General features: G+C 75.3%; 21 protein-coding genes. 10 read left to right on the plus strand and 11 right to left on the minus strand.

Annotated elements, in window-relative coordinates; genetic code table 11:
• Window positions 1–4: 4 nt before the first annotated feature.
• Both ACZ4TG_RS35820 and ACZ4TG_RS35825 read right to left on the minus strand, forming a co-directional pair.
• Window positions 5–1,681: a P-loop NTPase family protein gene (locus ACZ4TG_RS35820; RefSeq protein WP_468171777.1), complete on the minus strand. Its 1,677-nt coding sequence runs from the start codon at window positions 1,679–1,681 to the stop codon at window positions 5–7.
• A 50-nt stretch (window positions 1,682–1,731) separates the two neighbouring features.
• Window positions 1,732–1,926 (minus strand): hypothetical protein, encoded by a 195-nt coding sequence (locus ACZ4TG_RS35825; protein WP_007262923.1) that lies wholly within the window; start codon window positions 1,924–1,926, stop codon window positions 1,732–1,734.
• 305 nt (window positions 1,927–2,231) lie between these two features.
• Between ACZ4TG_RS35825 and ACZ4TG_RS35830 the strand changes: the two genes are divergently transcribed.
• Window positions 2,232–2,654 carry an ankyrin repeat domain-containing protein gene (locus ACZ4TG_RS35830; protein ID WP_468171780.1) on the plus strand — a complete coding sequence of 141 codons (423 nt, stop codon included), beginning with the start codon at window positions 2,232–2,234 and terminating at the stop codon, window positions 2,652–2,654.
• A 342-nt stretch (window positions 2,655–2,996) separates the two neighbouring features.
• Entirely contained in the window at window positions 2,997–4,394 is a 1,398-nt protein-coding gene (locus ACZ4TG_RS35835) for a HEAT repeat domain-containing protein (protein ID WP_468171782.1), read from the plus strand.
• 329 nt (window positions 4,395–4,723) lie between these two features.
• Here ACZ4TG_RS35835 and ACZ4TG_RS35840 read toward each other — a convergent pair whose 3' ends face one another.
• From ACZ4TG_RS35840 to ACZ4TG_RS35850, 3 genes are read right to left on the minus strand one after another with little or no spacing between them, the layout of a single operon-like run.
• On the minus strand, window positions 4,724–5,635 hold the full coding sequence (locus ACZ4TG_RS35840; protein WP_468171785.1) for a 5-oxoprolinase subunit C family protein: 912 nt from the start codon (window positions 5,633–5,635) through the stop codon (window positions 4,724–4,726).
• Entirely contained in the window at window positions 5,632–6,243 is a 612-nt protein-coding gene (locus tag ACZ4TG_RS35845; protein WP_468171788.1) for a 5-oxoprolinase subunit B family protein, read from the minus strand. Before ACZ4TG_RS35845 ends, ACZ4TG_RS35840 begins: the two co-directional genes overlap by 4 nt.
• Window positions 6,240–6,998 (minus strand): LamB/YcsF family protein, encoded by a 759-nt coding sequence (locus tag ACZ4TG_RS35850; RefSeq protein ID WP_468171860.1) that lies wholly within the window; start codon window positions 6,996–6,998, stop codon window positions 6,240–6,242. The genes ACZ4TG_RS35845 and ACZ4TG_RS35850 overlap by 4 nt, the downstream gene beginning before the upstream one ends.
• A gap of 131 nt (window positions 6,999–7,129) precedes the next feature.
• Here ACZ4TG_RS35850 and ACZ4TG_RS35855 point away from each other — a divergent pair, with 131 nt between their 5' ends.
• The 3 genes from ACZ4TG_RS35855 (at window position 7,130) to ACZ4TG_RS35865 (ending at window position 14,599) form a co-directional block, all read left to right on the plus strand.
• Window positions 7,130–8,680 (plus strand): hypothetical protein, encoded by a 1,551-nt coding sequence (locus ACZ4TG_RS35855; RefSeq protein ID WP_468171791.1) that lies wholly within the window; start codon window positions 7,130–7,132, stop codon window positions 8,678–8,680.
• Between the two features lie 211 nt (window positions 8,681–8,891).
• On the plus strand, window positions 8,892–9,788 hold the full coding sequence (locus ACZ4TG_RS35860; RefSeq protein WP_468171793.1) for a hypothetical protein: 897 nt from the start codon (window positions 8,892–8,894) through the stop codon (window positions 9,786–9,788).
• Between the two features lie 53 nt (window positions 9,789–9,841).
• Complete coding sequence (locus ACZ4TG_RS35865; RefSeq protein WP_468171796.1) at window positions 9,842–14,599, plus strand: hypothetical protein; 4,758 nt, start codon at window positions 9,842–9,844, stop codon at window positions 14,597–14,599.
• A gap of 87 nt (window positions 14,600–14,686) precedes the next feature.
• Here ACZ4TG_RS35865 and ACZ4TG_RS35870 read toward each other — a convergent pair whose 3' ends face one another.
• Entirely contained in the window at window positions 14,687–15,109 is a 423-nt protein-coding gene (locus tag ACZ4TG_RS35870) for a hypothetical protein (RefSeq protein WP_468171799.1), read from the minus strand.
• Between the two features lie 401 nt (window positions 15,110–15,510).
• Here ACZ4TG_RS35870 and ACZ4TG_RS35875 point away from each other — a divergent pair, with 401 nt between their 5' ends.
• Genes ACZ4TG_RS35875 through ACZ4TG_RS35890 form a run of 4 tightly spaced genes read left to right on the plus strand, consistent with a single transcriptional unit; the run spans window position 15,511 to window position 19,927 of the window.
• Window positions 15,511–18,441, plus strand: a complete 2,931-nt coding sequence (locus ACZ4TG_RS35875) for a sensor histidine kinase (protein ID WP_468171802.1) — start codon at window positions 15,511–15,513, stop codon at window positions 18,439–18,441.
• Complete coding sequence (locus ACZ4TG_RS35880) at window positions 18,438–18,875, plus strand: roadblock/LC7 domain-containing protein (RefSeq protein ID WP_384227328.1); 438 nt, start codon at window positions 18,438–18,440, stop codon at window positions 18,873–18,875. Before ACZ4TG_RS35875 ends, ACZ4TG_RS35880 begins: the two co-directional genes overlap by 4 nt.
• A 10-nt stretch (window positions 18,876–18,885) precedes the next feature.
• Window positions 18,886–19,320: a DUF742 domain-containing protein gene (locus ACZ4TG_RS35885; protein ID WP_468171806.1), complete on the plus strand. Its 435-nt coding sequence runs from the start codon at window positions 18,886–18,888 to the stop codon at window positions 19,318–19,320.
• Window positions 19,301–19,927, plus strand: a complete 627-nt coding sequence (locus ACZ4TG_RS35890) for a GTP-binding protein (protein WP_468171809.1) — start codon at window positions 19,301–19,303, stop codon at window positions 19,925–19,927. Before ACZ4TG_RS35885 ends, ACZ4TG_RS35890 begins: the two co-directional genes overlap by 20 nt.
• Before the next feature lie 192 nt (window positions 19,928–20,119).
• Here ACZ4TG_RS35890 and ACZ4TG_RS35895 read toward each other — a convergent pair whose 3' ends face one another.
• From ACZ4TG_RS35895 to ACZ4TG_RS35910, 4 genes are all read right to left on the minus strand, one after another.
• The gene (locus tag ACZ4TG_RS35895) at window positions 20,120–21,310 is read right to left on the minus strand and encodes a lipid-transfer protein (RefSeq protein WP_468171812.1); all 1,191 of its coding nucleotides are present in this window, start codon (window positions 21,308–21,310) and stop codon (window positions 20,120–20,122) included.
• Window positions 21,307–21,762 (minus strand): Zn-ribbon domain-containing OB-fold protein, encoded by a 456-nt coding sequence (locus ACZ4TG_RS35900; RefSeq protein WP_468171815.1) that lies wholly within the window; start codon window positions 21,760–21,762, stop codon window positions 21,307–21,309. Before ACZ4TG_RS35900 ends, ACZ4TG_RS35895 begins: the two co-directional genes overlap by 4 nt.
• 63 nt (window positions 21,763–21,825) lie before the next feature.
• Window positions 21,826–22,164 (minus strand): Mpo1-like protein, encoded by a 339-nt coding sequence (locus ACZ4TG_RS35905; protein WP_468171818.1) that lies wholly within the window; start codon window positions 22,162–22,164, stop codon window positions 21,826–21,828.
• Window positions 22,165–22,177: 13 nt separating this feature from the next.
• Window positions 22,178–22,849 carry a M15 family metallopeptidase gene (locus ACZ4TG_RS35910; protein ID WP_468171821.1) on the minus strand — a complete coding sequence of 224 codons (672 nt, stop codon included), beginning with the start codon at window positions 22,847–22,849 and terminating at the stop codon, window positions 22,178–22,180.
• A gap of 29 nt (window positions 22,850–22,878) precedes the next feature.
• On the opposite strand from ACZ4TG_RS35910, the gene ACZ4TG_RS35915 reads away from it, so the two are divergent.
• Window positions 22,879–23,433 carry an NUDIX domain-containing protein gene (locus ACZ4TG_RS35915; protein ID WP_468171824.1) on the plus strand — a complete coding sequence of 185 codons (555 nt, stop codon included), beginning with the start codon at window positions 22,879–22,881 and terminating at the stop codon, window positions 23,431–23,433.
• Here ACZ4TG_RS35915 and ACZ4TG_RS35920 read toward each other — a convergent pair.
• A complete protein-coding gene (locus ACZ4TG_RS35920) occupies window positions 23,430–25,781 on the minus strand; it encodes a glycoside hydrolase family 31 protein (RefSeq protein WP_468171827.1) in 2,352 nt (783 codons plus the stop codon). The two genes, ACZ4TG_RS35915 and ACZ4TG_RS35920, sit on opposite strands and share 4 nt — an antisense overlap.
• Window positions 25,782–25,829 lie beyond the last annotated feature (48 nt).

Raw genomic sequence — 25,829 nt, forward strand, 5'->3', positions numbered from 1 at the left:
GGCCCTACGGGCCCAGCGGCCACGGTCCGCGGGCGCGCGGCGCCTCGGCCGGGACGGCTTCGGCCTCCGGGATCTGCGTGGCGTCGATCGAGGGGCCCTGCGCCTGGGCCGGCGGCTGGGCGAGGTGCGGCGGCTCCGGCGCCGTGACGGGGTCCGGGCCGTCCTCGTGCGGGGCCCGCCGCTCCGGCAGCAGTTCCAGCACCGCCTGGCGGTGCGCCGGATGGGTGGCGTCGTCGTAGGGGTCCGGGGTCGCGGGCACCTGCACGCGGTGCACCGGGCCCGTGCCGAGCCGCGCGTACCCCCGCCCCGGCGGCACCTGCCCCGTGGGGGTGGTGTGCGGGGGCAGGCCCAGTACGTCCGCGATCTGCTGGACCTCGGCGGACCCGAGGACCACCCGAGCCCGGGTGTGCTGCCAGACCGCGTCGTTGAGCAGCTCCAGGTGGTCGAACTGCTCGGCGACCACCACCGTGATGTGCGCCGCCCGGCCGTGCCGCAGCGGCACCTGGAGCTGCGCGAGCGGGTCCGGGCGGCCGTCGGCGGCCGCGAGGTGCGCGAGCACGCTGGGCCGGTCCAGCAGGATCCACATCGGGCGCCGGGTGTCCTCGGGCGCGGGCCTGCCCGACTCGCGGGCCCGGTGGGTGGCGATCAGCCGCCGTTCCGTCTCGTGCGCGGCCCACTCCAGGGTGGCCAGGGCCCCGGTCGGGCCGCACTCGACGGCCAGGACGCCCGCACGGCCCGCCAGGCAGGCGTACTCGCCGCTTCCGCCGCCCTCGACGATCAGTACGTCGCCCCCGTGCCGCAGCGCCTGGAGGGCGATGGAGCGGAGCAGGGTCGAGGTGCCGCTGCCGGGCTGGCCGACGGCCAGCAGGTGCGGCTCGGTGGAGCGGGAGCCGGTGCGCCAGATCACCGGGGGCATGTCGCGGGGCTCGTCCCCGTCGACGACGGGCAGCGTGCGCTGCACGCTGCCGGCATCGGTGAAGCCCAGGAGGGTCTCACCCGGGGAGGTCACGAACGGCTGGGCGGCGATCCCCGTCGGCAGCGCCGCCAGCACGCGCAGGTCGAGCTGGTTGCCCTCCTCGTCCCAGTCGAAGAGGTACTCCCGGCCGCGCCCGGACTTGGCGTGCAGCAGGGTCTCGATCCGGGTCCGTGAGGCGGCCTCGCCGTCGGTGAAGTAGGCCGGGTAGCGGATGCGCAGCCGGGTGACACGGCCCGCCTCGTCGAACTCGTAGCCGCTGAAGGCCTGGTCCCAGCTCCCGCCGTGGGCGAAGAGGGGGCTCGGGTCCTCCGGGATGGAGAAGTACGGCACGAGGGCTTCGTAGAGGGAGCCGAGCCGCTCGGTCTCGGCCTCGCTGGGCCCGGTCTTCGCCGGGGTGCGGTCGCGCCCCTGCCAGGCCGCTGCCGCCATGAGCGTGACCAGGGCGATCAGCGGGCCGTACGGGACGAGCGCGACCACCAGGGCGCAGGCGACTCCCAGGAACAGCGCGGGACCACGCTTGTCCTTGGGGGTCTCGGCCCACTTGCGCCGCCCGGCGGAGGCCAGGATGCGCAGGCCGCGTCCGATGGTGAGGAGCGGGTGGAGGACGTCCGTGGCGCTGTCGGCGGCCGTGCGAGCGAAGTCGCGGCCCCGGGCCAGCGACACGGTGCCGCTGCTGAGGATGCGGGGAAGTGGGCGCCGGGCCACGGGCGTCTCCTGGAGTTGTGGTGGGGCGGGGACGGTGCGGTCGGGGCGGCCTAGAGCTTGATCCCGCCGAGAAGGCTCGCGAGGCTCGCCGTGCTCGCCGTGATGCTCGGGGCGATGGCGGAGCCGGCGAGGAAGAAACCGAAGAGCGCGCAGACGAACGCGTGCGTCAGCTTCATCCCGTCCTTCTTGAAGAAGAGGAAGCAGATGATTCCGAGCAGGACGACACCTGAGATGGACAGGACCATGAGAAGTTCTCCTGGTGGGTGGGGACGGTCACCATCAGTTCTTCCAGGCTCACAGAAAGTATCAATGCGACAAAAGGTGCATCCGAGTGAATCCCGGCATTTTTCACTTGACTGGACCGGCCCGGCTGGCGCGCCGGGCACGAAGGGGGTCAAGGGTGATCTTTGCCTCGTCCTGCCCCCGCCATGTGCGGGCCCGGGCGCTACTCTGGCGATTCACCCGTACGGACGCAGTGCCGTGCGTCCCCCTGCCCTCCGGCCTGGGGAAACTCTTGCCAGTGGCAGCGAAGTGAAGGGCGGTACGAACGATGAGTGAGCGCACCCAGGACGGCGCCGGATCGCAGGACGTTCCCGACGAGGACGTCATCGAACTGGCCACCAAGATCTTCGACCTCGCCCGCCAGGGCGAGACCGAGACCCTGGCCGCCTACCTCGACGCCGGCGTCCCCGCGAACCTCACCAACGACCGCGGCGACACCCTCGTCATGCTCGCCGCCTACCACGGCCACGCGGAAGCCGTCACGGCCCTGCTCGCCCGCGGCGCCGAGGCCGACCGCGCCAACGACCGGGGCCAGACCCCGCTCGCGGGCGCCGTCTTCAAGGGCGAGGAGGCCGTCATCCGCGCGCTGCTCGCCGGCGGGGCCGACCCCAGCGCCGGAACGCCCTCCGCCGTGGACACGGCCCGCATGTTCGCCAAGGCCGACCTGCTGGAACTCTTCGGAGCCAAGTAGTCCGGTTTTGCCCGTGACCTGGCAAGGTCCGACCGGTCCCGGACCTCACGGGTTGGTCACGGCGGCCGTAAATGTGGTCGCGGCGCACAAACCGCCTGGGTCATCATGGCGTCGGATTCGATTCGCGAACATGACGGACGGGCAGGAGCGGGCTGGACACACCAGGTGTCCATACCCATCCCCTGCCGCACCGGCCGCCGTGGTCGCGAAGCACCGACGAGAGTGAGAAGGCAATGGTCTACATCGAGCGGAACCTGACGGCGAACGTCCTCACATGCTGTTACGCGGCCCTGTGAATCCCGATTCCCGGTTGCGTCCCCAGCTTGATTTGAGGCCATTCCCATGTTCGATCCAGTCATAGCGCCAAGCGGCACCCTGCTCGGCCTCCTCCAGAGGGGCCGCGGCGACGGCACGCTGCACGCACTCGCGGCGCCCAGGGCGGAGGCCCTCGCGGCCCTCGACCAGTGCGTGATCAGCGATCCGCGCCAGGACTGGCAGGTCGAGAACCGCTCGCTGTACTACGCCCGGCTGTACCTCGATCTCGACGGCCCCCTCGGCGAGATCGAGAGCCACCTCTTCAGCGCCGACGACCTCCTCGACGAGGAGGACCACCGGACCGGGCTCGCCCTGTCCGTGCTGGGCCACCTCGCCTCGTACGGACGTGACGACGCGCTCATGCTGCTGCGCCGGTACGCCGCCTCCGGCGCGAACTGGGCCTGGGCCCTCGACGAACTCGCCCTGCGCGACGACGACGAGGGGCTGCGCTCCCTCGCGACCCCGGTCCTCGCGAGATTCCCGGCCACGGCCGAGGGCGAGGCGCGGCTGGCCGCCGCCGTCCGCGACGCGTACGAGCCCCGGCCGTGGTGCCTGTGGGAGGAGTCCGCCCTGTACGGGGAGCGGCTGCGCGCCGCCCGCCAGCAGGGCTCCTTCGACCGCTGGCAGCGCCAGCTCACCCCCAAGGGCCCCCAGCCCGGCTGGGGAGTCCAGGCCGTCTTCGACTGGGCCGCCGACGGACTGCGCCGCGGCACCCCGCTGCACGTCCCCGCCGCCCGCTGCCTGGCCGCCGTGGCCGCCCCCGAGGACCGCCCGGCGGTCCTCGCGGCCGCCGCCGGCGCCTCCGGCGAGGCCGCCCGGGCCACCGCCCTGCACCACCTGGTCCTCGCCGAACCGGAGAACCCGGCCGTCCTGGACCTCATCGAAGCCGCCGGGGACGAGCCCGCCGTGGCCGCCTACGAGCGCATGTGCGGCCCCGCGGCCGTCGACCGGGCCCGGCTGTGGGTCCACCGCCCCGACGCCCTCGGAGCGGCCGCCGCGTCCCTCCTGGCGGCCCGCGGCGAAGCAGGCGACGCCGGGCTCGTCCTGGGCGCCCTGCGCTCCACCGTCCGCGGCTCCGGCCCGGACACGCAACGACTGTTCGCTCTCGTCGACGGGGCGGGCCGGCTCGCGATCGGCTGCGCGGCCCCGGTGCTGCGCCACATCTACCGCGAGACCGCCTCGTCCCACCTGCGGGGCCGCGCGGCACGGGCCCTGGCGCACACGGACCCGACCTTCGCGGCGGGCTTCGCGGTGGAATGCCTGTGGGACTGCGAGGAGACCACCCGCGAGGTGGCCGCCCGCCACGCCGAGACGGCGGACGCCCGCGTCGCCCCGAGGCTGCGCCGCCTGGCGGCGGACCCGGCCGAGGAGGAGGACGTCCAGTCGGCGGTCCGCAGCCGGATCGCGCCGGAATCGGCGGTGTAGGAGGCGCGGGGGCGGGTCGCAGGCTCCGAGGAACCCCGAGCGCCGGATCCCGGACGCCGATCACGGGGCCCCGGGCCCCGCCGGCCCGCCCCGCCCCGCGGCTCCGCCCATGAAGCGGCTGCCCGCATGAAGCGGCTGCCCGCACGGAGCGACTCTCCGGAACCGGCTCTCCGGAACCGGCTCTCCGGAACCGGCTCTCCGGAACCGGCTCTCCGGAACCGGCTCTCCGGAACCGGCTCTCCGGAACCGGCTCCCCGGAACCGGCTCCCCGGAACCGGCTCCCCGTACGGAGCGGAGCCCCGTACGGAGCCCCCGCAGGGAGCCGGCCCTCACACGAACCGCACCCGTACCCCCGGCCGCGCCTGCGCCGCCGCGTCCAGCGCGGGGCCCGGCGGGACCACACCCACCACCGGGTAGCCGCCCGTCACCGGATGGTCGGCCAGGAAGACCACCGGGAGGCCGTCCGGGGGGACCTGGACCGCGCCCAGGACCATCCCCTCGCTCGGCAGCTCCCCGCCCCGGCCGCGGACCAGCGGCGGGCCCGCCTCCGTCCGCAGGCCGATGCGGTTGGACCTCGCCGACACCGTGTACGCCGCCCGCAACAGCCGGGCCACCGAAGCCGCCTCGAACCAGTCGGCCCGTGGCCCCAGCCTGAGCGGCAGCACCAGCTCCGACGCCGCCCCGGCCCCCGGCACCCCGGGCACCCGCAGGGCATCCGCCCCGGCCACCGGATCCGGCCCCGGGCGCCCCACCGGAAGCACCGCCCCCGCCGACAGCACCGCCGGCCCCAGCCCCGAGAGCAGGTCCGTGGACCGGCTGCCCAGCACCGCCGGCACGGCGAACCCGCCCCGCACCCCGACATAGCTGCGCAGCCCCGGCTCCGCCCGGCCGACATCCAGCTCCGCCCCCGCACGCAGCAGGACCGGCGCACCCCAGGCCGCCGGGCGCCCCGAGACCCGTACCGCGCACGGCGCGCCCGTGACCGCCACCGTGCACGGGGCCAGCGCCCGCAGCGCGACCCCGTCCAGGGTCGTCTCCAGCGTCGCCGCGTCCGGGGCGTTGCCCAGCAGCCGGTTGGCCAGCGCGTGCGCCCCGGCGTCGAGCGCGCCCGAGCGGGGTACGCCCAGGTGCGCGTACCCGGGGCGGCCCAGGTCCTGGACCGTGGTCAGCGCGCCCGCCCGCAGCACCCGCAGTCCGGTGACGGCCCCCGCCTCCTCGAACCGCACCCGCAGTCCGGTCACGGCCCCGCCTCCTCGAACCGCACCCGCATCCCGGGCGCGAACAGCGCGGCCGGTTCCCGTTCCGGGTCCCACAGCACGGCCTCCGTGGACCCGATCAGCTGCCAGCCGCCGGGGGAGGAGCGCGGGTACACCCCCGCGTACTCGCCCGCGAGGGCCAGCGAGCCCGCGGGGACCGCCGTACGGGGCGTGGCGCGCCGGGGCAGGTGGAGGCCCTCCGGGAGCCCGGTCAGGTAGCCGAAGCCGGGCGCGAACCCGCAGAACGCGACCCGGAAGACGACTGCCCCGACGATCCCCGGCACCTCCCCGGCCCCCACGCCCCACAGCCGGGCGACCTCCGCCAGGTCCGGCCCGTCGTACCGCACCGGCACGGTGACCAGCGGCCCCTCGGTCTCCGCCAGCGGGGGCACCTCCCACCGGGCGATCCGGGCCGCCAGCGCGCCGGGCTCCGCCACGCCGTCCAGCAGCACGGTCCGCGCGGCGGGCACGATCTCCCGTACGCCGCCTAGCTCCGGGCGCCTGCGCAGCAGCTCGGCATGGAGCGCCGCCACCGCGTCCGCCGAGTCCACCTCCAGCAGCAGCGCCTCGCCGCCCACCGGGAGCGCCCTCACGCGAAGGCCTCCACCCGCACGCCGGCCGCGCCGAGCGCCTCGCGCACCCGCAGGGCGAGCCCCGCCGCACCCGGGGTGTCCCCGTGCAGGCACAGCGAACGCGCGGGCACCGCCACCGGTGAGCCGTCGGCGGCGGCCACCGAGCGCTCGGCGGCCATCCGTACCGCCCGCGCGACCACGGCGTCCGGATCGTGCAGCACGGCCCCCGGTTCACCGCGCGGGACGAGCGTGCCGGCCGGCGTGTAGGCCCGGTCGGCGAAGGCCTCCGGCACGGGCTCCAGCCCGGCCCGCCCGGCGGCGTCCAGCAGCAGCGACCCGGGCAGCCCCAGCACCGGGAGCCCCGCCGCCCCGGCCGCGAGCCGCACTCCGGCGACGACGGCCTCCGCCTGGCCCGCGTCGTGCACGGTGCGGTTGTACAGCGCTCCGTGCGGTTTCACGTACGACACCCGGGAGCCGGCCGCCCGCGCGAACACCTCCAGCGCCCCGATCTGGTACGCCACCTCGTCCGCCAGCTCATCCGGCGGCACGTCCATCGACCGCCGCCCGAAACCCGCCAGGTCCCGGTACGAGACCTGCGCCCCGATCCGTACCCCCCGCCGCGCGGCCAGCTCGCACACCCGGCGCATGATGGACGGGTCCCCGGCGTGGAAACCGCAGGCCACGTTGGCGCTCGTGACCACGGACAGCAGCGCCTCGTCGTCGGTCAGCGTCCACCGCCCGAACCCCTCGCCGAGGTCGGCGTTGAGGTCGATCACGGGTGGTTCGGCGGACGTGGCCATCGGTGTGATCATGGAAGCCATGCGGTGAGCGTAGAACAGCTCCCGCCCGCGGATCCCGAGGCCCGGGGACGATCTCGTCCGAGGCCCGGGGACGATCCGGCCGAACCATGCCGTTTGGGATGTTGTCCGTGTCAGCGCCTAGTCTTTCCGTCGTGACTCTCCCTGCCCCGGCGAAGACCTTTCCGTCCCCGGCGCCGGGCCCGGCTGCCGACGAGGGCCTGGCCCGTCGGCTGCGCGCCCTCGCCTGCACCGCCCCGCTGCACGACCTGGACGTACGCAAGGCCAATCTGGCGGGCGAGTACGGGGTCTACGCGATGGCGGAGGTCGCCCTGTCCGCGATCGACCTGGTCACGCTCAACATGGACTTCGACACCGGCGCCGACCACGAGCAGATAGTGGCCAGGCTGCTGCCGCGCGTCGCCGCCCAGGCCCCCGCCCGTCCGGCCGCCGAGCACGAGCGGGTGGCCCGGTGGGTCCTGGAGAACCTGATCAACGTCGGCAGCGTGGACCGGGGCTTCCGCGCGATCTACGGCACGTTCGGCCCGGACGGCGTGTACGTCCGCCGGGACTACGACTTCAAGCTGATCGAAGAGGTCCCCGGCTACGGCGGCGCGGTGTACCTGCGCACCACCGACGAGGCCGTCAACGTGCTGGTCGGAGCCCTGGACACCGACGTCACGAGCGCGCAGATCGCCGCCGAGGTCAAGCTGGAGGTGCTGATCAGCCGCGGGCGGCTCGCGGACGCCCAGCTGGCCGCCGAGCAGGCGCGCTACCGCACCGTCCAGTACGCCGAGACCCTGCGCCGCACCCTGGACGCCACGCGGCGCAACGTCCGCGCCGTCGACTGGCTCGAAGCCGTACCGGACATGATCGCGGAGGCCCTCGACCACGTGGCCGACCGCTACCGGCACGAGAACGCCATCCTCACCAACATCCGCAAGGCCCGCGACGAGGCCGAGGACCCGGACAACAAGCGGCGCGCCGCCGAACTGGTCGACATCGTCAAGGACTGCATCCGCCGCCACACCCAGCTCCAGTCCCGGCTGCTCGACGCCGGCCCGCTCTTCCGCGCCGAACAGGACCGCCAGGCCTTCGCCGCCCCGGCGCCGCGCACGGGCATCGACCTGTACGGGCAACTCGTGGCGCCGGTCCTGCCGCTGCCGCTGGAGCAGGCCGTCCGGGTCACCGACGCCTTCTTCGCGGCGGGCACCGGGCTGCGCACACCGGTGTCGGTGCGGGTCTGCGACCTGGTGGAGATCCTGCTGACCCCGCCGCTGGAGCGCGAACACCTCGGCGTGGAAATGCCGGAGCCCGACCTGATCGCGACCCCGGACGACAGCCGCTTCAGCGAGGAGCAGCTGGCCGCCGCCATGGAGCTGCTGGACCTGCCCCACGACGCCCCGCGCCGGCTGTCCGGTCTGCTGGCGCAGGCCCGCCGCAGCGACCCCGACCTGCCGTACCTGGTCGCCCTGCTCGCCGTCCACGCGGCGAGCCCGGCGGTCGGCACCGCGTACCGCCAGGGCGAGGAGCGGCTGCTGTTCGCCGTGGACGACGGCACCGAGCTCGTCGACCCGGAGTTCGGCGGCGCCGACCTGATCGTCGGCACCGCCCTCCTCGACGCCGCCGCCATGGCAGCGGACCGTACGGAGGCGGCATGAGCGCCTCCGCCCCGGCCCGGCGCCGAACGGGAAACCCGGCGCCGGCGCCGCACGCACCGCGGCCTTCCGCCGCCGGCTCGCGCCGCTCGCGGCCTTCCGCCGCCGGCTCGCCCGCACCGCGGCCTTCCGCCGCCGACCACCGCGACGGCCACCCCGCCGGCCGGCCCCGAGACCCCCACCACCCGTACCGCATTGCCGAGGAGTCGAACCCGTGAGCGACCACCACGCCGAGCACACCGCGTGGAGCGAGCCCGACGCGGCGTCGGCTCCGACCGCGGCCGCCGCGCCCGTGACCCCGGCGGACGCCGCCGACGCGGCCCGGCTCGTCGCGTTCGGGCTCCAGCCCAAGCTGCTGCCCGCCCGCGACGCCGAGTACGCCGAACTGCTGCGCCGCTACCGCGAGGACCCCGCCTTCGGACGCCTCGCCGACGCCGTGGCCACCGGCCTCGGCCTGGTCGTCCTGGAGGTGTCCACCCGCGCCGGAATGGCCGTGGCCGCCGACGAGGACTCCGTCTTCGCCGTCCGGATGGGCGACTACGCCCGCCGCACCGCCGCCGACGGCGGCGACCGGTTCCTCCACGGCCTCGCCCACCTGGCCGTCGCCGCCCTCGCCTTCCCCCGCCCCGAGGACCTCGCCGACGACGGCTACATCGGCCGGATCACCGTCAACGGCGTCGACGCTTTCGTCCGGCAGACCTGCCGCCGCCTCGAAGAGCGCGCCGAGGAGCTCGGCGAGAACACCGACCCCGCCTCCGACGCCCCCGGCCTGGAGTCCGCCTGGCGGGTCTACGCCCGCCGCTCCGCCACCGGCGCCACCAAGGACGCCCGCCGCCTCGCCGGTTCCACCACCGGCATCGTCGGCAAGGCCGCCGCCTTCCTCACCGAATCCGGCTTCCTCCAGCGCACCGGCGACGACGCCGGAGGCACCTACCGCACCACCCCCCGCTACCAGCTCCAGGTCCGCGACATGGCGGGCAGCTCGGCCATGGCCGAACTCCTGGAACTCGGCGTGGTCCCCGTCAGCGACGGCTCCGCCACCCTCCTCCCGCCGCCCGAGGGCGACGACCTGGAGCTCGCCGCAGACGCCGGCCTGCCCTTCCACGCCTGAGCCCTGATCCCCGTACGCCCTGCGCCACCCAGCCACCACGAGAGTCCGCCGCCATGTACGAGCTGTCCCGGATCCGCCTCTACTCCATCGGGCCCGCCGGCGCACGCTACGCCGACACCGTGCTCGACCTGCGCGGAGTCGGCGAGCCGGTGCCCCACCCGGCGCCCACCCAGGCGGAGTTCTTCGAGGACGAGCCCACCGGCCCGCCCCGGCGCCCCGCACCCGCCGGCGTGCTGTTCCTGGAGAACGGCGGCGGCAAGTCCGTCCTGCTCAAGCTGATCTTCTCGGTGATGCTGCCCGGCCACCGCAACACCCTCGGTGGCGCCAGCTCCGGCGTGCTGCGCAAGTTCCTCCTCGCGGACGACTGCGGCCACGTCGCGCTGGAGTGGCAGCACACCCAGACCGGCGAGTGCGTGGTCGTCGGCAAGGTGAGCGAATGGCGCGGCCGCCAGGTCTCCAACGACCCCCGCAAGTTCGCGGAGGCCTGGTACTCCTTCCGCCCCGGCCCGGGCCTGAGCCTCGACAACCTCCCGGTCGCGGAGGCCACCGCCGTACGCCCGTCCGTCGAGGGCGCCTCCGGCGCGCAGGGCCGCCGCCGCACGATGAAGGGCTTCCGCGACGCCCTCACCGAGGCCGGCAAGGCGTACCCGCACCTGGAGGTGTACTTCGAGGAGATCCACGACCGCTGGAACGAGCACCTCACCGAACTCGGCCTCGACCCCGAACTCTTCCGCTACCAGCGCGAGATGAACGCCGACGAGGGCGAGGCCGCCGGACTCTTCGCGGTCAAGAAGGACTCCGACTTCACCGACCTGCTGCTGCGCGCCGTCACCGACACCCGCGACACCGACGGCCTGGCCGACCTCGTCCACGGCTTCGGCAACAAGCTCGGCCGCCGCGCCGAGCTGATGGCCGAACGCGACTTCACCGCCGGCTCCGTGGACCTGCTCACCCGGATCGTCGAAGCCGCCGGGACCCGCTCCCGGCTGCGCGACGTCCACGCCGGCGCCGAACGCCGTACGCGCACCCTCGCCCGGCGGCTGTCCGCCCGCGCCGCCGAGGAACGCGGCCGCGCCGCCGACCTCGCCCAGCGGGTCACCGGCGCCGCCCACGAGGTCACCGCCGCCGAGTCGGCCCGCACCCGCAGCGCCGCCGTCTCCGCCGAACTCGCCTACCGGCACGCCTCGCTGGCCCTGACCGTCGCGGACAAGGCAGCCGCCGCCCAGCGCCGCGAACTCCTCGAAGCGCGCACCCTGCACTCCGCCTGGCAGGCCGCCGAGATCGTGCTGCGCCACCGCGCCGCCGCCGACCGCTCCGCCCGGGTCGCCTCCGCGATCCTGGAGGCCGAACGCGACGCGGCCCCGGCACTCGCCGCGCGCGCCACCGCCGCCACCGAGCTCGTACGGGCCCTGCAGACCGCCGTCGAGCACGGCGAGACCCTGGCCAACGAGGAGGAGGAGCGTTCCGCCGAGCTCCAGGCCGTCGGAGAGGCCGCCCACCGCGACGCCACCTCCGCCGCCACGGCCGCCCAGCGCGCCCGCAGCGAGGCCGAACACCTCCGGGCCCGCCTCGCCGAGGTCCAGCAGGAGACCGCCGAGGCCGTCCGGGCCGGCTGGCTCGAGGACTGCGCTCCCGACGCCGACCCGGCGCGCGCCGCTCTGGCCGCCAGTGACGCCGAGAAGAGCGCCGTGGCCGCCTGGGAGGAGTCCCGCGAAGTCGCGCGCACCGCCGCCGAAGCCGCCCGGGAGGCCGCCGCGGCCGAATCCCGCGCCGAACTCACCGCCGCCCGCGCCGCGGACGCCGCCGACGCGGCCGAAGCCGCCCACGGGGCCGAGGCCCGCGCCGCCGCCTCCCTCGCGCAGGCCCCGCGCCTGGCCGAGCTCCTGGGCCTGCCCTCGACCCCGGGCGCGGCCTTCCCGCACCCGCGGCCCTCCGACGCGGCCTCAGGCACCCCGGCCCCGGGCTCCGGCTCCGCGGCAGCCGCCACCACCCCCGGCGCGGCGGCGGCCATCGGCTCCGGCCCCGGCGCGGCGCCCGCAGCCACCGGCCTCCGCACGCCGGCCGGCCACCCCGGGGCCGCCGGCTGGCTCACGGTCGAGGACCTCGACCGGAGCGCCGACGACCTGCGCACCCTGCTCACCGACGGGGTCGCCGCGGCAGAACGCCAGCTGTTCGACCTGCGCACCGCCGCCGCCGACGACGCCCGCATCCTCGGCGCCCTCGGCGACGGCGGACTGCTGCCGCCCGGCCCCGACGTCCTCGCCACCGTCGAGTACCTCGGCGAACACGGCATCCCGGCCCTCCCCGGCTGGCGCTACCTCGCCCAGTCCGTGGCCCCCGCCGACCACGCCGCCGTCCTGGCCGCCCGCCCCGAACTCGTCGACGGCGTCGTCATCACCGACCCCGACACCCACGCGCGGGCCCGCGAGGTGCTGTCCGGGGCGGCGCTGCTGCCCCGCTCCACGGTGGCCGTGGGCACCGCCGCCGCCCTGCTGGCCCCGGTGCCCGCCGACGCCGGCGCGGACGCCTCCGGCATCTTCATCGTCACGCCGAACCCGGCCATGCACGACGAGCACGCCGCCGACGAGGAGCGCCAGGCGCTGCGCACCCGGGCCACGGCGCGCGACACCGAGATCCGCGACCTGGCCGCCCGGCTCTCCGGCGACCGTGAACTCGCCGCCCGGCTCGCCTCCTGGCGCACCGGATGCCCGCCCGGCCGCCTCGCGGAACTCGCGGAGCAGGCCGCGGCCGCCCGTGCCTTCGCCGAGGAGACCGACGCCGAGCTCGCGGAGGCCCGTACCGTACGGGCCGAGGCGGACGAGGCCGCCGCCGACGCCGCCCGCGTCCGCGACGAACGCCAGGACACCGCCCAGCGGGCCCGCCGGGTCGCCGACGCGCTCGCCGGCCTCGCCCACCGGCTGCGCGAACGCGCCGGCTGGCAGGCCAGGCTCCGCGAACTCGCCGACGAGGCGGCGGAGTCCGAGGCCCGCGCCGAGGTCTGCCTGGACCGGGCGCGCGCCGCCGACGAGGACCGGCGTGCCGCCCAGCGCGCCGCCGACGACGCCCGCCGCACCGCGCGCGCCCTGCGGGCCGAGCGCGCCGAGATCGCCGGCGCCCCCGAGCCCCTGCCCGCGCAGGACGGCGCCCCCAAGGCCCCGCTGCCCGACCTCAGGGAGGCCTACCGCGCCGCCTCCCGGCTCTACGAGAAGGTCGGCGTGGGCGCCGACCTGCGCGCCGAACAGGCCCGCGCCGAGAGCGACGAGAGCGCCGCCCTCGCCGAACTCGACCGGCTCACCAACAAGGTCCGCACCCGCGCCGCCCAGCTCCTCGAAGGCACCGACGGCGCCGACGGCCCCTCCCGGCAGGCTGCCGCCGCCCGCGCCGAATCCCTCGTGCAGATGCTGGAATCACGGGCCACGGCCGCGAGCGAGCAGCTCGGCCGGCTGCGCGGCGAAGCCGAACGGCACGCCCCCGCCGAGGGCGGGGCGCACACCGAACTCCCCGAGGAACTGATCCCCGAGGACGTCGAACAGGCGCAGGCCCTCCTGCGCACCGCCACCGCCCAGCTCGCCGCCCACACCGTGGCGCTGGAGTCCGCCCGGGCCGCCCACGCCGACCTGCTGCGCGCCCACCGCACCGCCGAGGACGGCGCCGGCGGCTTCGAGGAGACCGCCGCCCTGCTCCGGGACCTGCTGCGCGACCACGCCCACCCGGACGACGAGCAGGAGCCCGCGTCCCACCCGGGCACCCTGGAGGAGGCCCGCCAGTCGGCCGCCGAGGCCCGCCGCTCCCTGCGCGGCTGCGCCGCCGACCTGTCGGCCGCCGAGGCCGCCGTGCGCGAGGCGAGCGACATCCTGGTCCGGCACGCCAACGCCAACCGCTACGAGCAGGTACGCACCCCCGCGCGCCAGCAGATCCGCGAACTGCCCGCCTCCGCCCTGCCCGAGCACGCCGCGGCCTGGGCCACCGCCTTCGCCCCGCGGCTGCGCGTCCTCACCGACGAGCTCGCCCAGCTGGAGCGCAACCGCGACAGCATCGTGGACCGGCTGCGCGGACTCGTGGAGTCCGCCCTGGCCACGCTGCGCTCCGCCCAGCGGCTCTCCCAGCTCCCCGAAGGCCTGGGGGAGTGGTCGGGCCAGGAGTTCCTGCGGATCCGCTTCGAGGAGCCCGACCAGGCCACGCTCACCGAGCGGCTCGGCGAGGTCATCGACGAGGCGACCCGCGCGGCCGTGAAGAAGAACAGCACGGCCTCCTTCGGCGAAGGCCGCCGCGACGGCATGTCCCTGCTGCTGCGCGGGGTACAGGCGGCGCTGGAGCCCAAGGGCATCGCCGTGGAGATCCTCAAGCCGGACGCGGTGCTGCGCGCCGAGCGGGTCCCGGTCGGCCAGATGGGCGACGTCTTCTCCGGCGGCCAGCTGCTGACCGCCGCGATCGCGCTGTACTGCACGATGGCGGCGCTGCGCAGCAACGACCGGGGGCGCGACAAGCACCGCCACGCCGGCACGCTGTTCCTCGACAACCCCATCGGGCGCGCGAACGCCACCTACCTGCTGGAGCTCCAGCGGGCCGTCTCGGACGCGCTCGGTGTCCAGCTGCTCTACACCACGGGCCTCTTCGACACCACGGCCCTCGCGGAGTTCCCGCTGGTCATCCGGCTGCGCAACGACGCGGACCTGCGCGCGGGCCTGAAGTACATCAGCGTCGAGGAGCACCTGCGCCCGGGCCTGCCCCAGCAGTCCCCGGGGGAGGAGACGATCCACGGCGAGATCACGGCGACCCGCATGTACCGGCGCTCCACGGCAGGTGCCTGACCACCGCGACGGCCGGCGCCCCACCGCGCCCCACCACCGCCCCCGGCCCGGCCCGCCAGGCCCGAAGAAGGCCTCGGCCGAGACGGGCTAGCCCCGGCCGGGGGCGGTCCGCCGTATTCGGGCCGCCCGGCCGGACGGTCCGGGAGCGGCCTCCTGCCGCACCCGCCGGCGCTCCTGGCGCCGGCCGCGCGCCGAACTGCTCGGCTCCGACACGACCCCGTACCGCTGGTTCCACATCTGCCGGGTGATCAGTACGTCCAGCACGCCCCAGGTGGCCACCACCGTCGCGGCTATCGCGCCGATCCCCATCGGGAGCGCCAGCCAGGACCCGGTCAGCGTCAGGAAGAACGCGATCGTGGCCTGGGTCAGGGTCACCGAGACGATCAGTACCGCCCGCACCGCTGACGTCCGCACCGGGTCCGGCATCCGACGCCGCCTGGCCGGCTCCTCGACCCACAGCCCGCGCCCCGGCGCATCCGCCATCGCGCCGTCCTCTTCGTACATCCTCATGGTCCGCTCACTCCCCACCGCGCGGATCGCCATGCCTGCCCGACCGTGACGATCCGCACGAGTCCACCCCAAAGTGTCCCTCGCACAGACAGACGATCGGGAGAGCCGGGAGATTCCCGCATCCCGGACTCCTTCCCAGCGTCTTCCCGTCGCGGAAGAAAGAATTCCAGCCATCCATCGTGTTGTGGGAACTGACGCCCCACCAGGTGTCATGTGCCACATATCGGGCCGGACTTGACCGGATCAACCGGACAACTCGTGATCTTCGCCCGGGAGTCCGGCCGAAAACGTCCGGACACGCCTTCGAAGGTGCGCGGTGGCAGTAGTAGGCTCACGCCGTTTAAATGACGGAACACCGACCCCCCGACAACGGGGTTGAGCTGGGGGAGGCTGGGGAGGCCATGCGCTTTCGCGGGAAGTCCATCCGCCGGAAGATCGTGGCGTTGCTCCTTGTGCCGCTCATCTCCCTGACCGCCCTCTGGGGCTTCGCGACGGTGATCACCGGCCGGCAGGCCGTCCAGCTCCTCGACGTCGCGTACGTCATCGAGAAGGTCGGCTACCCCATCGAGGACGTCGTCCGCGTCATCCAGAAGGAACGTCGGCAGACCCTCGTCCTCATCGGGGACCCCCGGGCCGCCTCCGCGACCGCCGAGCTCACCAAGAGCCGCGCCGCCACGGACGAGGCCGTCCGCGAGATCACCGCGAACGCCCTGGACCCCGAGGTGATGGACGAGCTCGCCCCCGCGACCGCCCAGCGGCTGCGCTCCATCCTCGAAGCCTTCCGCGGCATCGGCGCCCTGCGCCGGTCCGTCGACCAGAACGGCCTCGACACGAACCAGGCCCTGGACCTCTACAGCCGCCTGGTCGACCCCTGCTACGAGTTCCTCATGAATCTCCACGCCCTGGAGAACGTGGAGATGGACAAGCAGGGCCGAGCCCTGGTCGGCATCACCCGCGCCCGCGAGACGCTCTCCCGGGAGGACGCCGTCATCGCGGCGGCCCTGGCCGCCAAGGGCGTCAGCCCGGCCGACGTCCGGCACGTCTCGGACTTCGCCGCCGAGCGCACCCTGCTCTACGGGTTCAACCTCGCGGTCCTCCCGTCCGACGACCGCGACCTCTTCGAGCACTACTGGAGCGGCCCCGACACCAAGGCGCTGCGCGACGCCGAGGAGCGGTTCATCACCGGCGGCGCCGTCCGCAACCCCCGCGCGGTCACCGCCGCCCAGTGGGACGAGGCCGCGGTCAAGGTCCTCGACGACCTCGCCACCATGGGCACCGCGGCCGGCGACCGCTACCAGCGCCGCGTCGAACCGGTCGCCATGAACGTCCTGGTGCAGGCCGCCGTCGCGGGCATCCTCGGCTTCATCGCCCTGATCGTCTCCCTGGTCCTTTCCATACGCATCGGCCGCGACCTGATCCGGGACCTGTCCCAGCTCCGCAAGGACGCCCACGAGGCCTCCGGCGTCCGGCTGCCCAGCGTGATGCGCCGCCTGGCGGCGGGCGAGCAGGTCGACATCGAGACCGAGGCCCCCCGCCTGGAGTTCGAGAAGGACGAGGTCGGTCAGGTCGGCCTCGCCCTCAACAGCCTCCAGCGCGCCGCCGTCGAGGCGGCCGTCAAGCAGGCGGAGCTCCGCCGGGGCGTGTCCGAGGTCTTCGTCAACCTCGCCCGCCGCAACCAGGTGCTGCTGCACCGCCAGCTGACCCTGCTCGACACCATGGAGCGGCGCACCGAGGACACCGAGGAACTCGCGGACCTCTTCCGCCTCGACCACATGACCACCCGCATGCGCCGCCACGCCGAGGGCCTGGTGATCCTCTCCGGCGCCGCCCCCTCCCGCCAGTGGCGCAAGCCCGTCCAGCTGATGGACGTCGTACGGGCCGCCGTCGCGGAGGTCGAGGACTACGAACGCATCGAGGTGCGCCGCCTCCCGCGCATCGGCATCGAGGGACCCGCCGTCGCCGACGTCACCCACCTCGTGGCCGAACTCCTGGAGAACGCGACCGTCTTCTCCCCGCCGCACACGGCCGTCCAGGTGCACGGCGAGCGCGTCGCCAACGGCTTCACCCTGGAGATCCACGACCGCGGCCTCGGCATGAACCCGGAAGCCCTGCTCGACGCGAACCTCCGGCTCGCCGAGACCCCCGAGTTCGAGCTGTCCGACACCGACCGGCTCGGCCTGTTCGTGGTCAGCCGCCTCGCCCGCCGCCAGGGCGTCAAGGTCGTCCTCCAGCCCAGCCCGTACGGGGGAACCACCGCGGTCGTCTTCCTCCCGGCCGAACTGCTCACCGAAGCCCCCGACACCAACGGCACCGGCATCCGCCTCGACGGGATCAAGAGCGCCCGGACCGCCCAGGCGGCGAAGGCCGCCAAGGGCTCCCCGGGCAGGCCCGGCCCCGCCGCCGTCGAGGGCGCGCCGCCCGGCCGCCCGCTCCCCGCGGGCACGCTGAACGGCCCCGTCGAACTGGAAGGCCCCGTGGGCCTGCTGGGCCTGGACCCGCTGGACGGACTCGACGACCCCGCGGCCCCCGACGAGGTCACCGCCGGGATGGCGGGCCTCACGGGGGTCGGCGGCCGGCCCCCGATGGCCACGCTCGACGACGAGACCCCGCCCGGCGGCATCCCGCGCAGCGCCCTGCTGGGCCTGCGACCGGCGGGCCGCCCGCAGGCCGATCTGCACACGGAGCGCGGCGGCTGGAAGGGCGACCGGACCGGCGACCGCCTCGCGGACCGGCACGGGGAGTGGGAGCTGAACCGGAACCCCGAGGCGGACCGCGACAGCGGCGGCACCCGGGGCGACCGGGACCGCGAGCGGGAGCCCCTGGCCCCCACCGGCCCCGTCCGGCTGGAGCGCTCCCGCGTGGACGCGGCCTCCACGGCCCGGCCCGACGGCTCCCGTGCCCCGGGCGCGGTGCCCCTGCCCCGCCGCCGCCCCACCCCGACCCTGGTCGCCGAGCACGGCCGCCGCGTCGAGCCCCGCCGGGCCTCGCCCGCGAGGGCCGGCCAGGGCGCGCCCGAGGCGGCTCCCGGGCCCGAGCCCCTCAAGCCCGCCGGGCCCCCCGGGCCGGCCGCGGCCCCCGGCGGCCTGCCCCGCCGGGTCCGCCAGGCCAGCCTGGCGCCCCAGCTCAAGAACTCGCAGGCCACAGCCCCGGCCGAAGCCGCCGCCGACACGGTCGCCGACCGCGACGCGGAGGACGTACGCAGCCGCATGTCCGCACTCCAGCGCGGCTGGACCGCGGGCCGCAACCAGCACGCACAGCAGCAGACGGAGACCGAGGCCGGCACCCCCGCCGCCACCGGTCCCGGATACGAGAACGAAGGGGACGGTCGATGACCGCACCGCAGACCGGCAACGACACCAGGGGCCGCGGCTCCGGCCCGCTCAACTGGCTCCTCGACGAACTGGTCGACAAGGTCGGCAGCATCCGCAAGGCCGTGGTCCTCTCCGGCGACGGCCTGCCCACCGGCAGCTCCAAGGACCTGACCCGGGAGGACAGCGAGCACCTGGCGGCCGTGGCCTCCGGTTTCCACAGCCTCGCCAAGGGCGTCGGCCGGCACTTCGACTCCGGCCGGGTCCGCCAGACCGTGGTCGAGCTCGACGAGGCCTTCCTGTTCGTCATGGCCGCCGGCGACGGCAGCTGCCTGGCCGTGCTCGCCGACGCCGAGTCCGACGTGGGCCAGGTCGCGTACGAGATGACCCTGATGGTCAAGCGCGTAGGCGACCACCTGGCGACCGCCCCGCGCACCGGGCTGCCAGCCGGAGGGTGAGTCGGACGGCATGAGCGATTCAGGCCAGGACCACCCCGCCGGCATCCCCGGGTCACCGCCCGAGTCCACCCACGCACACTGGTTCGACGACGAGGCGGGGCCCGTCGTCCGCCCGTACGCCATGACCCGCGGCCGGACCAGCCATGCGGGCCAGCACCGCCTCGACCTGATCGCGCTCGTCGTCGCCGAACCCGCGGCGGACGACCCGGTCTGGGACCTGACCCTGTCCCCGGAACACGCCCACATCCTCGGAATGTGCCGGGAACGCCCCCAGTCGGTCGCGGAGCTCGCCGCGGACCTCGACCTCGCCGTCGGGGTGGTCCGCGTCCTGATCGGCGACCTCGTCGACGGCGAACTCGTCCACGTGACCCGGCCGGTACCCCCGGCCGAACTGCCCGATGAATCCATTCTGCGTGAGGTGATCGATGGCCTTCGGGCGCTCTAGCCGCACCGGCGCGATGCATGCCGTGTCGCCGGTCGAGCCGCTGACCCTCAAGATCCTGGTCGCGGGCGGCTTCGGGGTGGGCAAGACCACCCTGGTCAGTGCGGTGAGTGAGATCAGACCGCTGCGGACGGAGGAGCAGCTCTCCGAACCGGGCATCGGCATCGACGACACCGGGGGAGTGGAGGGCAAGAGCACCACCACCGTGGCCATGGACTTCGGCCGCATCACCCTCCGCGAGGACCTGGTGCTCTACCTGTTCGGCACGCCCGGACAGGACCGCTTCTGGTTCCTCTGGGACGAGCTCGCCCAGGGCTCGCTCGGCGCGGTCGTGCTCGCCGACACCCGAAGGCTGGCCGACTGCTTCGCCGCCGTCGACTACTTCGAGCGGCGCGGCATCCCCTTCGTCGTCGCGGTCAACTGCTTCGACGGCGCCGACCGCCACCCGGTGGTGACCGTACGGGAGGCTCTCGACCTCGATCCCGGCGTGCCCGTGCTGCTCTGCGACGCCCGCGACCGCGAGTCGGTCAAGGACGTGCTGGTGGGGGTCGTGGAACACGCCATGTCGCTGGCCCGGGCCCGCCGCCGGAGCCTGACGGCCGGAGCCTGACGGCCGCCTCGGTCCGCGACGCTGCGACCGGGCCCGCACATGGAGGCGGCCCGTACCCCCGCCGACTGGGGTACGGGCCGCAGCTCTCATGGGGGGTTCCGGGCCCCGGTCGCGGCGCGGGGCTGTGGAGCGAGTGTGAACCCGCCGCCAGGGGCCGTCAAGCATTCGGACAACAGCCGCCGACGGCCGGGGCTACCGCACGGCGACCACGGCCGACCCGTGCCCGAACAGCCCCTGGTTCGCGGTGATCCCGGCCCTTGCCCCCGGCACCTGCCGCTCCCCGGCCGTACCCCGCAACTGCCAGGTCAGCTCGCACACCTGGGCGATGGCCTGCGCCGGTACCGCCTCCCCGAAGGAGGCCAGCCCGCCGCTGGTGTTGACCGGGACGCGCCCGCCGAGCGCGGTCGCCCCCTCCCGTACGAGCTTGGCCCCCTCGCCCTCGCCGCAGAGGCCGATGTCCTCGTACCACTCCAGCTCCAGCGCCGTGGACAGGTCGTACACCTCCGCGAGCGACAGGTCGTCCGGCCCCAGCCCCGCCTCCTCGTACGCGGCCCGGGCGATCGAGGCCCGGAAGGAGCCGGCCGCCGGCGCCGCGGCGGTCACCGAATCGGTGGCGATGTCCGGCAGGTCGAGGACCGTACGGGGATACGTGGGCGTCACCGTCGACACCGCCCGGATCCGCACCGGGTCGGGGACCCCGCGCGAGCGGGCGAAGTCCATGCTGCTCAGCACCAGCGCGGCGCCCCCGTCGGAGGTCGCGCAGATGTCCAGCAGCCGCAGCGGATCGGCGACGATCGCGGAGGCCGCCACCTCCTCGGCGGTGACGGCCTTGCGGTAGCGGGCGTTCGGGTTGAGCGCCCCGGCCGCCGCGTTCTTCACCTTGACCTGCGCGAAGTCCTCGCCCGTGTCCCCGTACAGGGCCATCCGGCGGCGGGCGTACAGCGCGAAGTACGCCGGGTTCGTGGCCCCCAGCACCCGGAACCGCAGCCAGTCCGGATCGTCCGGCCGGTCCCCGCCCGCCGGGGCGAAGAAGCCCTTGGGCGCGGCATCCGCCCCCACCACCAGCACCACGTCGGCCAGCCCGGCCAGGATCTGCGCCCGGGCCGCCCCGATGGCCTGCGCGCCGGACGCGCAGGCCGCGTACACGCTGGTCACCCGGGCGCCCTGCCAGCCGAGGGCCCGCGCGAAGGTGGCCCCGGCCACGTAGCCCGGGTAGCCGGAGCGCACGGTGTCGGCCCCGACGACGGACTGCACGTCGGTCCAGTCCAGGCCCGCGTCGGCCAGGGCCGACCGCGCGGCCGCCCGCCCGTACTCGACGAAGCTGCGGCCCCACTTGCCCCAGGGGTGCATGCCGGCCCCCAGGACGGCCACGTCGGCGGTCATGAGCGCACCTCCACGGGCCGGAACCGCCAGGTGGTCCAGGTCGTCGCGGTATCCTCGTCCAGTACGCCGCCGACCACCTCGACCTCCATCCCGACCGCCAGGTCCGCCACGGTCACCCCGGGCGCCGCCTGCCCGAGCACGACCATCCCCTCCGCCTCCAGCTCCACCGCGACCAGGGTGTACGGCTCCCAGGGCACGGCCGGGTCGGACACGTACGGCGCGGGCGGCCGGTACCGCCCGTCGGTGTAGGACCAGACGCGCCCGCGCGGGGACAGCGGCACCTCCGCGAGCTCACCGCCGCCGGGGCAGTGCGGGTTGCGGCAGTACGCGTCCTCGCGGGGGAAGAACACCGCGGCGCAGGCGGAACACCGGGTCCCGAGCAGCCGGAAGTCGCCGGCCGCCTCCGTGCCGGTGAACCACCCGCTCACGACGGGTGTGCGTGTGCGTTCCAAGGCCCCTCCCTGACTCGACTTCTGACGGATCGTCAGAAGTCTCGCACGGGGTCCCCGCCCGGGTCACCGGTTCTCGGCGAGCCACTTCTGCGCGATCTCGCCCAGCTCCGCGTCCCGCCCGGCCAGCATCATCCGGATCATCTGCGCGTCCCCGCGCAGCGACCACCCCGGATTCCCGAAGGTGGCCGGGTTGTTCCCCTCGATCAGGAAGTGCGCGGGCCAGGCGGTCCCGTACCCGATCAGGGGCAGTGCGGCGAGATAGCGCTTCCGGCCGCGCGCGAGCCCGTACGCGGACAGGGCGAGCCCGGTGAGGGTGCCCGCGAGATGGACCCAGCGGGTGGCGGCGCGGGAGTGCATGGCGACGTAGTACGGCCAGAACTCCTCGTACGAACTGAAAGTCATGCGGGCACCGTACTCAGGGCCGCACGGAGGCGACAGAGACCGGGAAGTCGAAGTACCGGTCCGGGAACACCTCGGGCTCGAAGGTGAAGTGCCACCACTCCTCGGGCAGATTGACGAATCCCTGAGCCGTGAGCGCCCGCCCCAGCCGCTCCCGGTTCTCCCGGGCCGCGCCGACCACCCGCGGATCACCGGTATGGGACAGCGGATCGAAGAAGTCGAACGCCGTCCCCATGTCCACGGACCCGCCCCCGCCCAGCCGCACCAGCGTCACGTCCAGGGTGCTGCCGCGGCTGTGCCCCGACCGCTGCGCGATGTAGCCCTCCGGGATCAGCCGCGCCTTGTCCACCCGCGGATAGAACTCCGCCTTCGTCGCCTGGTCCGCCCCGTCCCGGGCCCACCGCACGAAGGTGTCCACCGCCCGCTGCGGCCGGTAGCAGTCGTACACCAGCAGGGAGTACCCCTCCCGCAACAGCCCCCGCTGCGCCCGCCGCAGGGCCTCGGCCGCCGGCCGGGCGAGCAGGCAGACCGGCTCCTCGTACCCCTCCACCGGCCGGCCGGTGAAATTGTGCGCGGCGGCGTACCTCATGTCCTGGCCCACCGTCGGATCCACTTCCGCCAGCGCCACGAACCCAGGCGGCGCCGGACCCGTCACGAGCGCACCCAGCAGGGCCACAACAGCGGTCATCCTCATGCCCCTTGGCATACCATCGCCGGATGCCGGTACAGCTGAGGGACTCGCACTGCTCCACCTGCGGAGCCATGTTCGAAACGTCCGCCTGGCCCCGTACGTGCGCCACGTGCGGCGCCACCACCTACCGCAACCCCCTCCCCGTGGCCGTCACCCTCCTCCCGGCCACGGACGGGCAGGGCACCGGACTGGTGGTCATCACCCGCACCATCGAGCCCGCCCTGGGCGGCATCGCCCTCCCCGGCGGCTTCATGGACTTCGGCGAGGACTGGCGGGAGGCCGTGGTGCGGGAACTGCGGGAGGAGACCGGCATCGAGGCCGCCGCGTCGGAGGTCACCCTCGCCGACGCCATGAGCTCCCCCGCGGGCCACCTCCTCCTCTTCGGCCTCCTCCCCGAGCGCCCCGCCGCCGCCCTGCCCCCCTCCGCGCCGACCGACGAGACCACGGGCTGGCACCTCCTGCGCCAACCCGCCGAACTGGCCTTCCCCCTCCACACCAGGGCGGCCGCCGCCTGGTTCGCCGGACAGTACGCCCGACCGGCCACACCGCCGCCGGCGTCCCGCGCACGGCGAAGCGGCTAGAGCCCCCGGACCACGACCCCCTCGACCGGCTCGCCCGCCTCCGTCTCCACCACCACCCGGTCCGCCGCCCACCGCACGGCGTACCGCTCCACCTCGCCCGCCTCGAAGCCCGGCCCCGCCTCCCGGATCACCACCCCGCCCCCGGTCCGGCCCCGGGCCGGCGCCCACACCTCCAGCGCCACCGACCCGTCCGCGCCCCGCACCGGCAGCACCGACCCCGCCCGCGCCAGCACCGGCATCCGGCCCGGCGGGGCATCGAGCAGCACCTGCCCCGGACCCTCGTACGCCACCCCCGTCGCCGTGTCGTACCAGCGCCCGCGCGGCAGCCGCACCGCCCGCCGGTCCGCCCCGCACTCCAGGACCGGCGCCACCAGCAGCGCGTCCCCCAGCAGGAACGCGTCCTCGCAGTCCCGCAGCACCCGGTCCTCCGGCGCCCCCCACCACAGCGGCCGCACGTACGGAGCCCCCGTCCGCCGGGCCAGGTGGGCCAGCGTCACGAAGTAGGGCCGCAGCCGCTCCCGCTCCGCCAGCACCTCCCGCGCCCGCTCCGCCACCTCGGGCCCGAACTCCCACGGCTCCCGCCGCCCGGCCCAGATCGCCGAGTGCGTCCGGAACAGCGGCAGGTACGCCCCCAGCTGCAGCCACCGCAGGTACAGCTCGGGGGAGGGCGACCCGCCGAAGCCGCCCACGTCCGGGCCCGAGTACGGCACCCCGCACAACCCGAGGCCCAGCACCAGCGCCAGCGAGGCCCGCAGCCCCTCCCAGCTGGATTCCACATCACCGGACCACGAGCCCCCGTACCGCTGCATCCCCGCCCACCCCGACCGGGAGAAGAGGAACGGCCGCTCCTCGGGCCGCAGCCGCACCAGCCCCTCCCAGCCCGCCCGCGCCATCCCGAGGGCGTACACGTTGTGCGCGGCCCGGTGGTCCCCGCCGGCCCCCTCCATCGAGTGCCGCGCCGACCGCGGCAAGGTCGCGTCCCCGAACGCCGTAAAGGACACCGGCTCGTTCATGTCGTGCCACACCCCCGCGAACCCCTGCCCGAGCCGCTCCCCGTACAGCCCGCCCCACCACTCCCGCACCGCCGGATCGGTGAAGTCCGGGTACGCGCACTCCCCGGGCCACACCTCGCCCCGCACCTCCTCGCCCGCCGCGTCCCGTACGAACGCCCCCCGCGGCCCCACCGCCAGCCCCGCGCCGTGGACCGCGTCCCCCGCCTTCACCGCCGGGTCCACGATCGACACGAGCCGGACCCCCCGATCCAGCAACTCCCGCGCCATCCCCGGCAGATCCGGGAACCGCTCCCGGTCCACCGTGAACACCCGGTGCCCGTCGTAGTGGTCGATGTCCAGGTGCACCGCCGACAGCGGCAGCCCCCGCGACACGTACCCGGACACCACCCGGCGCACCTCCGCCGCGCTCCCGAACCCCCACCGCGCGTGCTGGTACCCCAGCGCCCACTCCGGCGGCACCGCCGCCGCACCCGTCAGCCCGGACCAGCCCTGCAGCACCCGGGCCGGCGTCCCCACCAGCACCCAGCAGCGCAGCGGCCCGCCCTCCATGCGCAGCTCGCTCGCCCCCGGCCGGTCCGCCCCGGAACCGGCCCCCTCCTCGCCCTCGCGCAGCGCCACGCGCCCGTCCCAGGTGTTGTCGTGGAACACCAGGTGCGTCCCCGCGTCCGCGACCACCAGCTGCACCGGCATCGTGATGTACAGCGGATCGGTGCCCGGCCCGAAACCCCCCTTCGGATCGGTGTTCCACAGCCGGTACGAGCCGTCCCGCAGCCGGGGCCCCGCCGCCCGCCCGCCCAGCCCGAAGAACCGCGCGTCCGCCGGCACCTCCGCCCGCAGCAGCCACCGCGGCCCGCCCTCCGCGACGGGCCCCTCCGCCGGCTCCCACCAGCGCGGCGGCCGCTCCCGGCGCAGCACCGTCCCGCCCGGGGTGCGCACCTCCACCGCCCCGTGCCGGGACACCGCCACCGTCACCCGCTCCGACACCACCCGCCAGCCACCCCCGGTGTCCGGCTCCAGCACCGCCCGCGGGTCGGGCTCCGGCCCGCTGCCCACCACCGCGTACGACGGCGTCGGCTCCGCCCCGTCCCAGCCCCAGAACACCGCCCCGCCCACGGTCACCCGTACCAGCAGCTCCGAGCGCGCGAACCGCAGCACACCACCGCCCGGCCGCGGCTCCGTACCCGTCAGCAGGCCCGGCACCCGCGCCCGCTCCGCCCCCCGGCGCGGCAGCCCCACCGCGTCCGCGCGCCGGCGGCGCCACGCCGAGCGCCAGGCGCGCCGCCCGCGCGCCGTACCGAGCTCTGTCACCGCACGCACCAGATCACGACCGTCCATGCCGCTCACCCTGCCACCGGCCTCCCGGCCAGTGGGGTGCGTTCAGCT

The organism is Streptomyces sp. NPDC028314, from assembly GCF_055565795.1.

Coding starts and splice junctions, on each gene's coding strand:
- ACZ4TG_RS35915 (WP_468171824.1), top strand. CDS start 22,879: ATGCCGGTACAGCTGAGGGACTCGCACTGCTCCACCTGCGGAGCCATG.
- ACZ4TG_RS35875 (WP_468171802.1), top strand. CDS start 15,511: ATGCGCTTTCGCGGGAAGTCCATCCGCCGGAAGATCGTGGCGTTGCTC.
- ACZ4TG_RS35895 (WP_468171812.1), bottom strand. CDS start 21,310: ATGACCGCCGACGTGGCCGTCCTGGGGGCCGGCATGCACCCCTGGGGC.
- ACZ4TG_RS35905 (WP_468171818.1), bottom strand. CDS start 22,164: ATGACTTTCAGTTCGTACGAGGAGTTCTGGCCGTACTACGTCGCCATG.
- ACZ4TG_RS35920 (WP_468171827.1), bottom strand. CDS start 25,781: ATGGACGGTCGTGATCTGGTGCGTGCGGTGACAGAGCTCGGTACGGCG.
- ACZ4TG_RS35865 (WP_468171796.1), top strand. CDS start 9,842: ATGTACGAGCTGTCCCGGATCCGCCTCTACTCCATCGGGCCCGCCGGC.
- ACZ4TG_RS35885 (WP_468171806.1), top strand. CDS start 18,886: ATGAGCGATTCAGGCCAGGACCACCCCGCCGGCATCCCCGGGTCACCG.
- ACZ4TG_RS35870 (WP_468171799.1), bottom strand. CDS start 15,109: ATGAGGATGTACGAAGAGGACGGCGCGATGGCGGATGCGCCGGGGCGC.
- ACZ4TG_RS35855 (WP_468171791.1), top strand. CDS start 7,130: ATGCCGTTTGGGATGTTGTCCGTGTCAGCGCCTAGTCTTTCCGTCGTG.
- ACZ4TG_RS35825 (WP_007262923.1), bottom strand. CDS start 1,926: ATGGTCCTGTCCATCTCAGGTGTCGTCCTGCTCGGAATCATCTGCTTC.
- ACZ4TG_RS35830 (WP_468171780.1), top strand. CDS start 2,232: ATGAGTGAGCGCACCCAGGACGGCGCCGGATCGCAGGACGTTCCCGAC.
- ACZ4TG_RS35880 (WP_384227328.1), top strand. CDS start 18,438: ATGACCGCACCGCAGACCGGCAACGACACCAGGGGCCGCGGCTCCGGC.
- ACZ4TG_RS35890 (WP_468171809.1), top strand. CDS start 19,301: ATGGCCTTCGGGCGCTCTAGCCGCACCGGCGCGATGCATGCCGTGTCG.
- ACZ4TG_RS35835 (WP_468171782.1), top strand. CDS start 2,997: ATGTTCGATCCAGTCATAGCGCCAAGCGGCACCCTGCTCGGCCTCCTC.
- ACZ4TG_RS35910 (WP_468171821.1), bottom strand. CDS start 22,849: ATGACCGCTGTTGTGGCCCTGCTGGGTGCGCTCGTGACGGGTCCGGCG.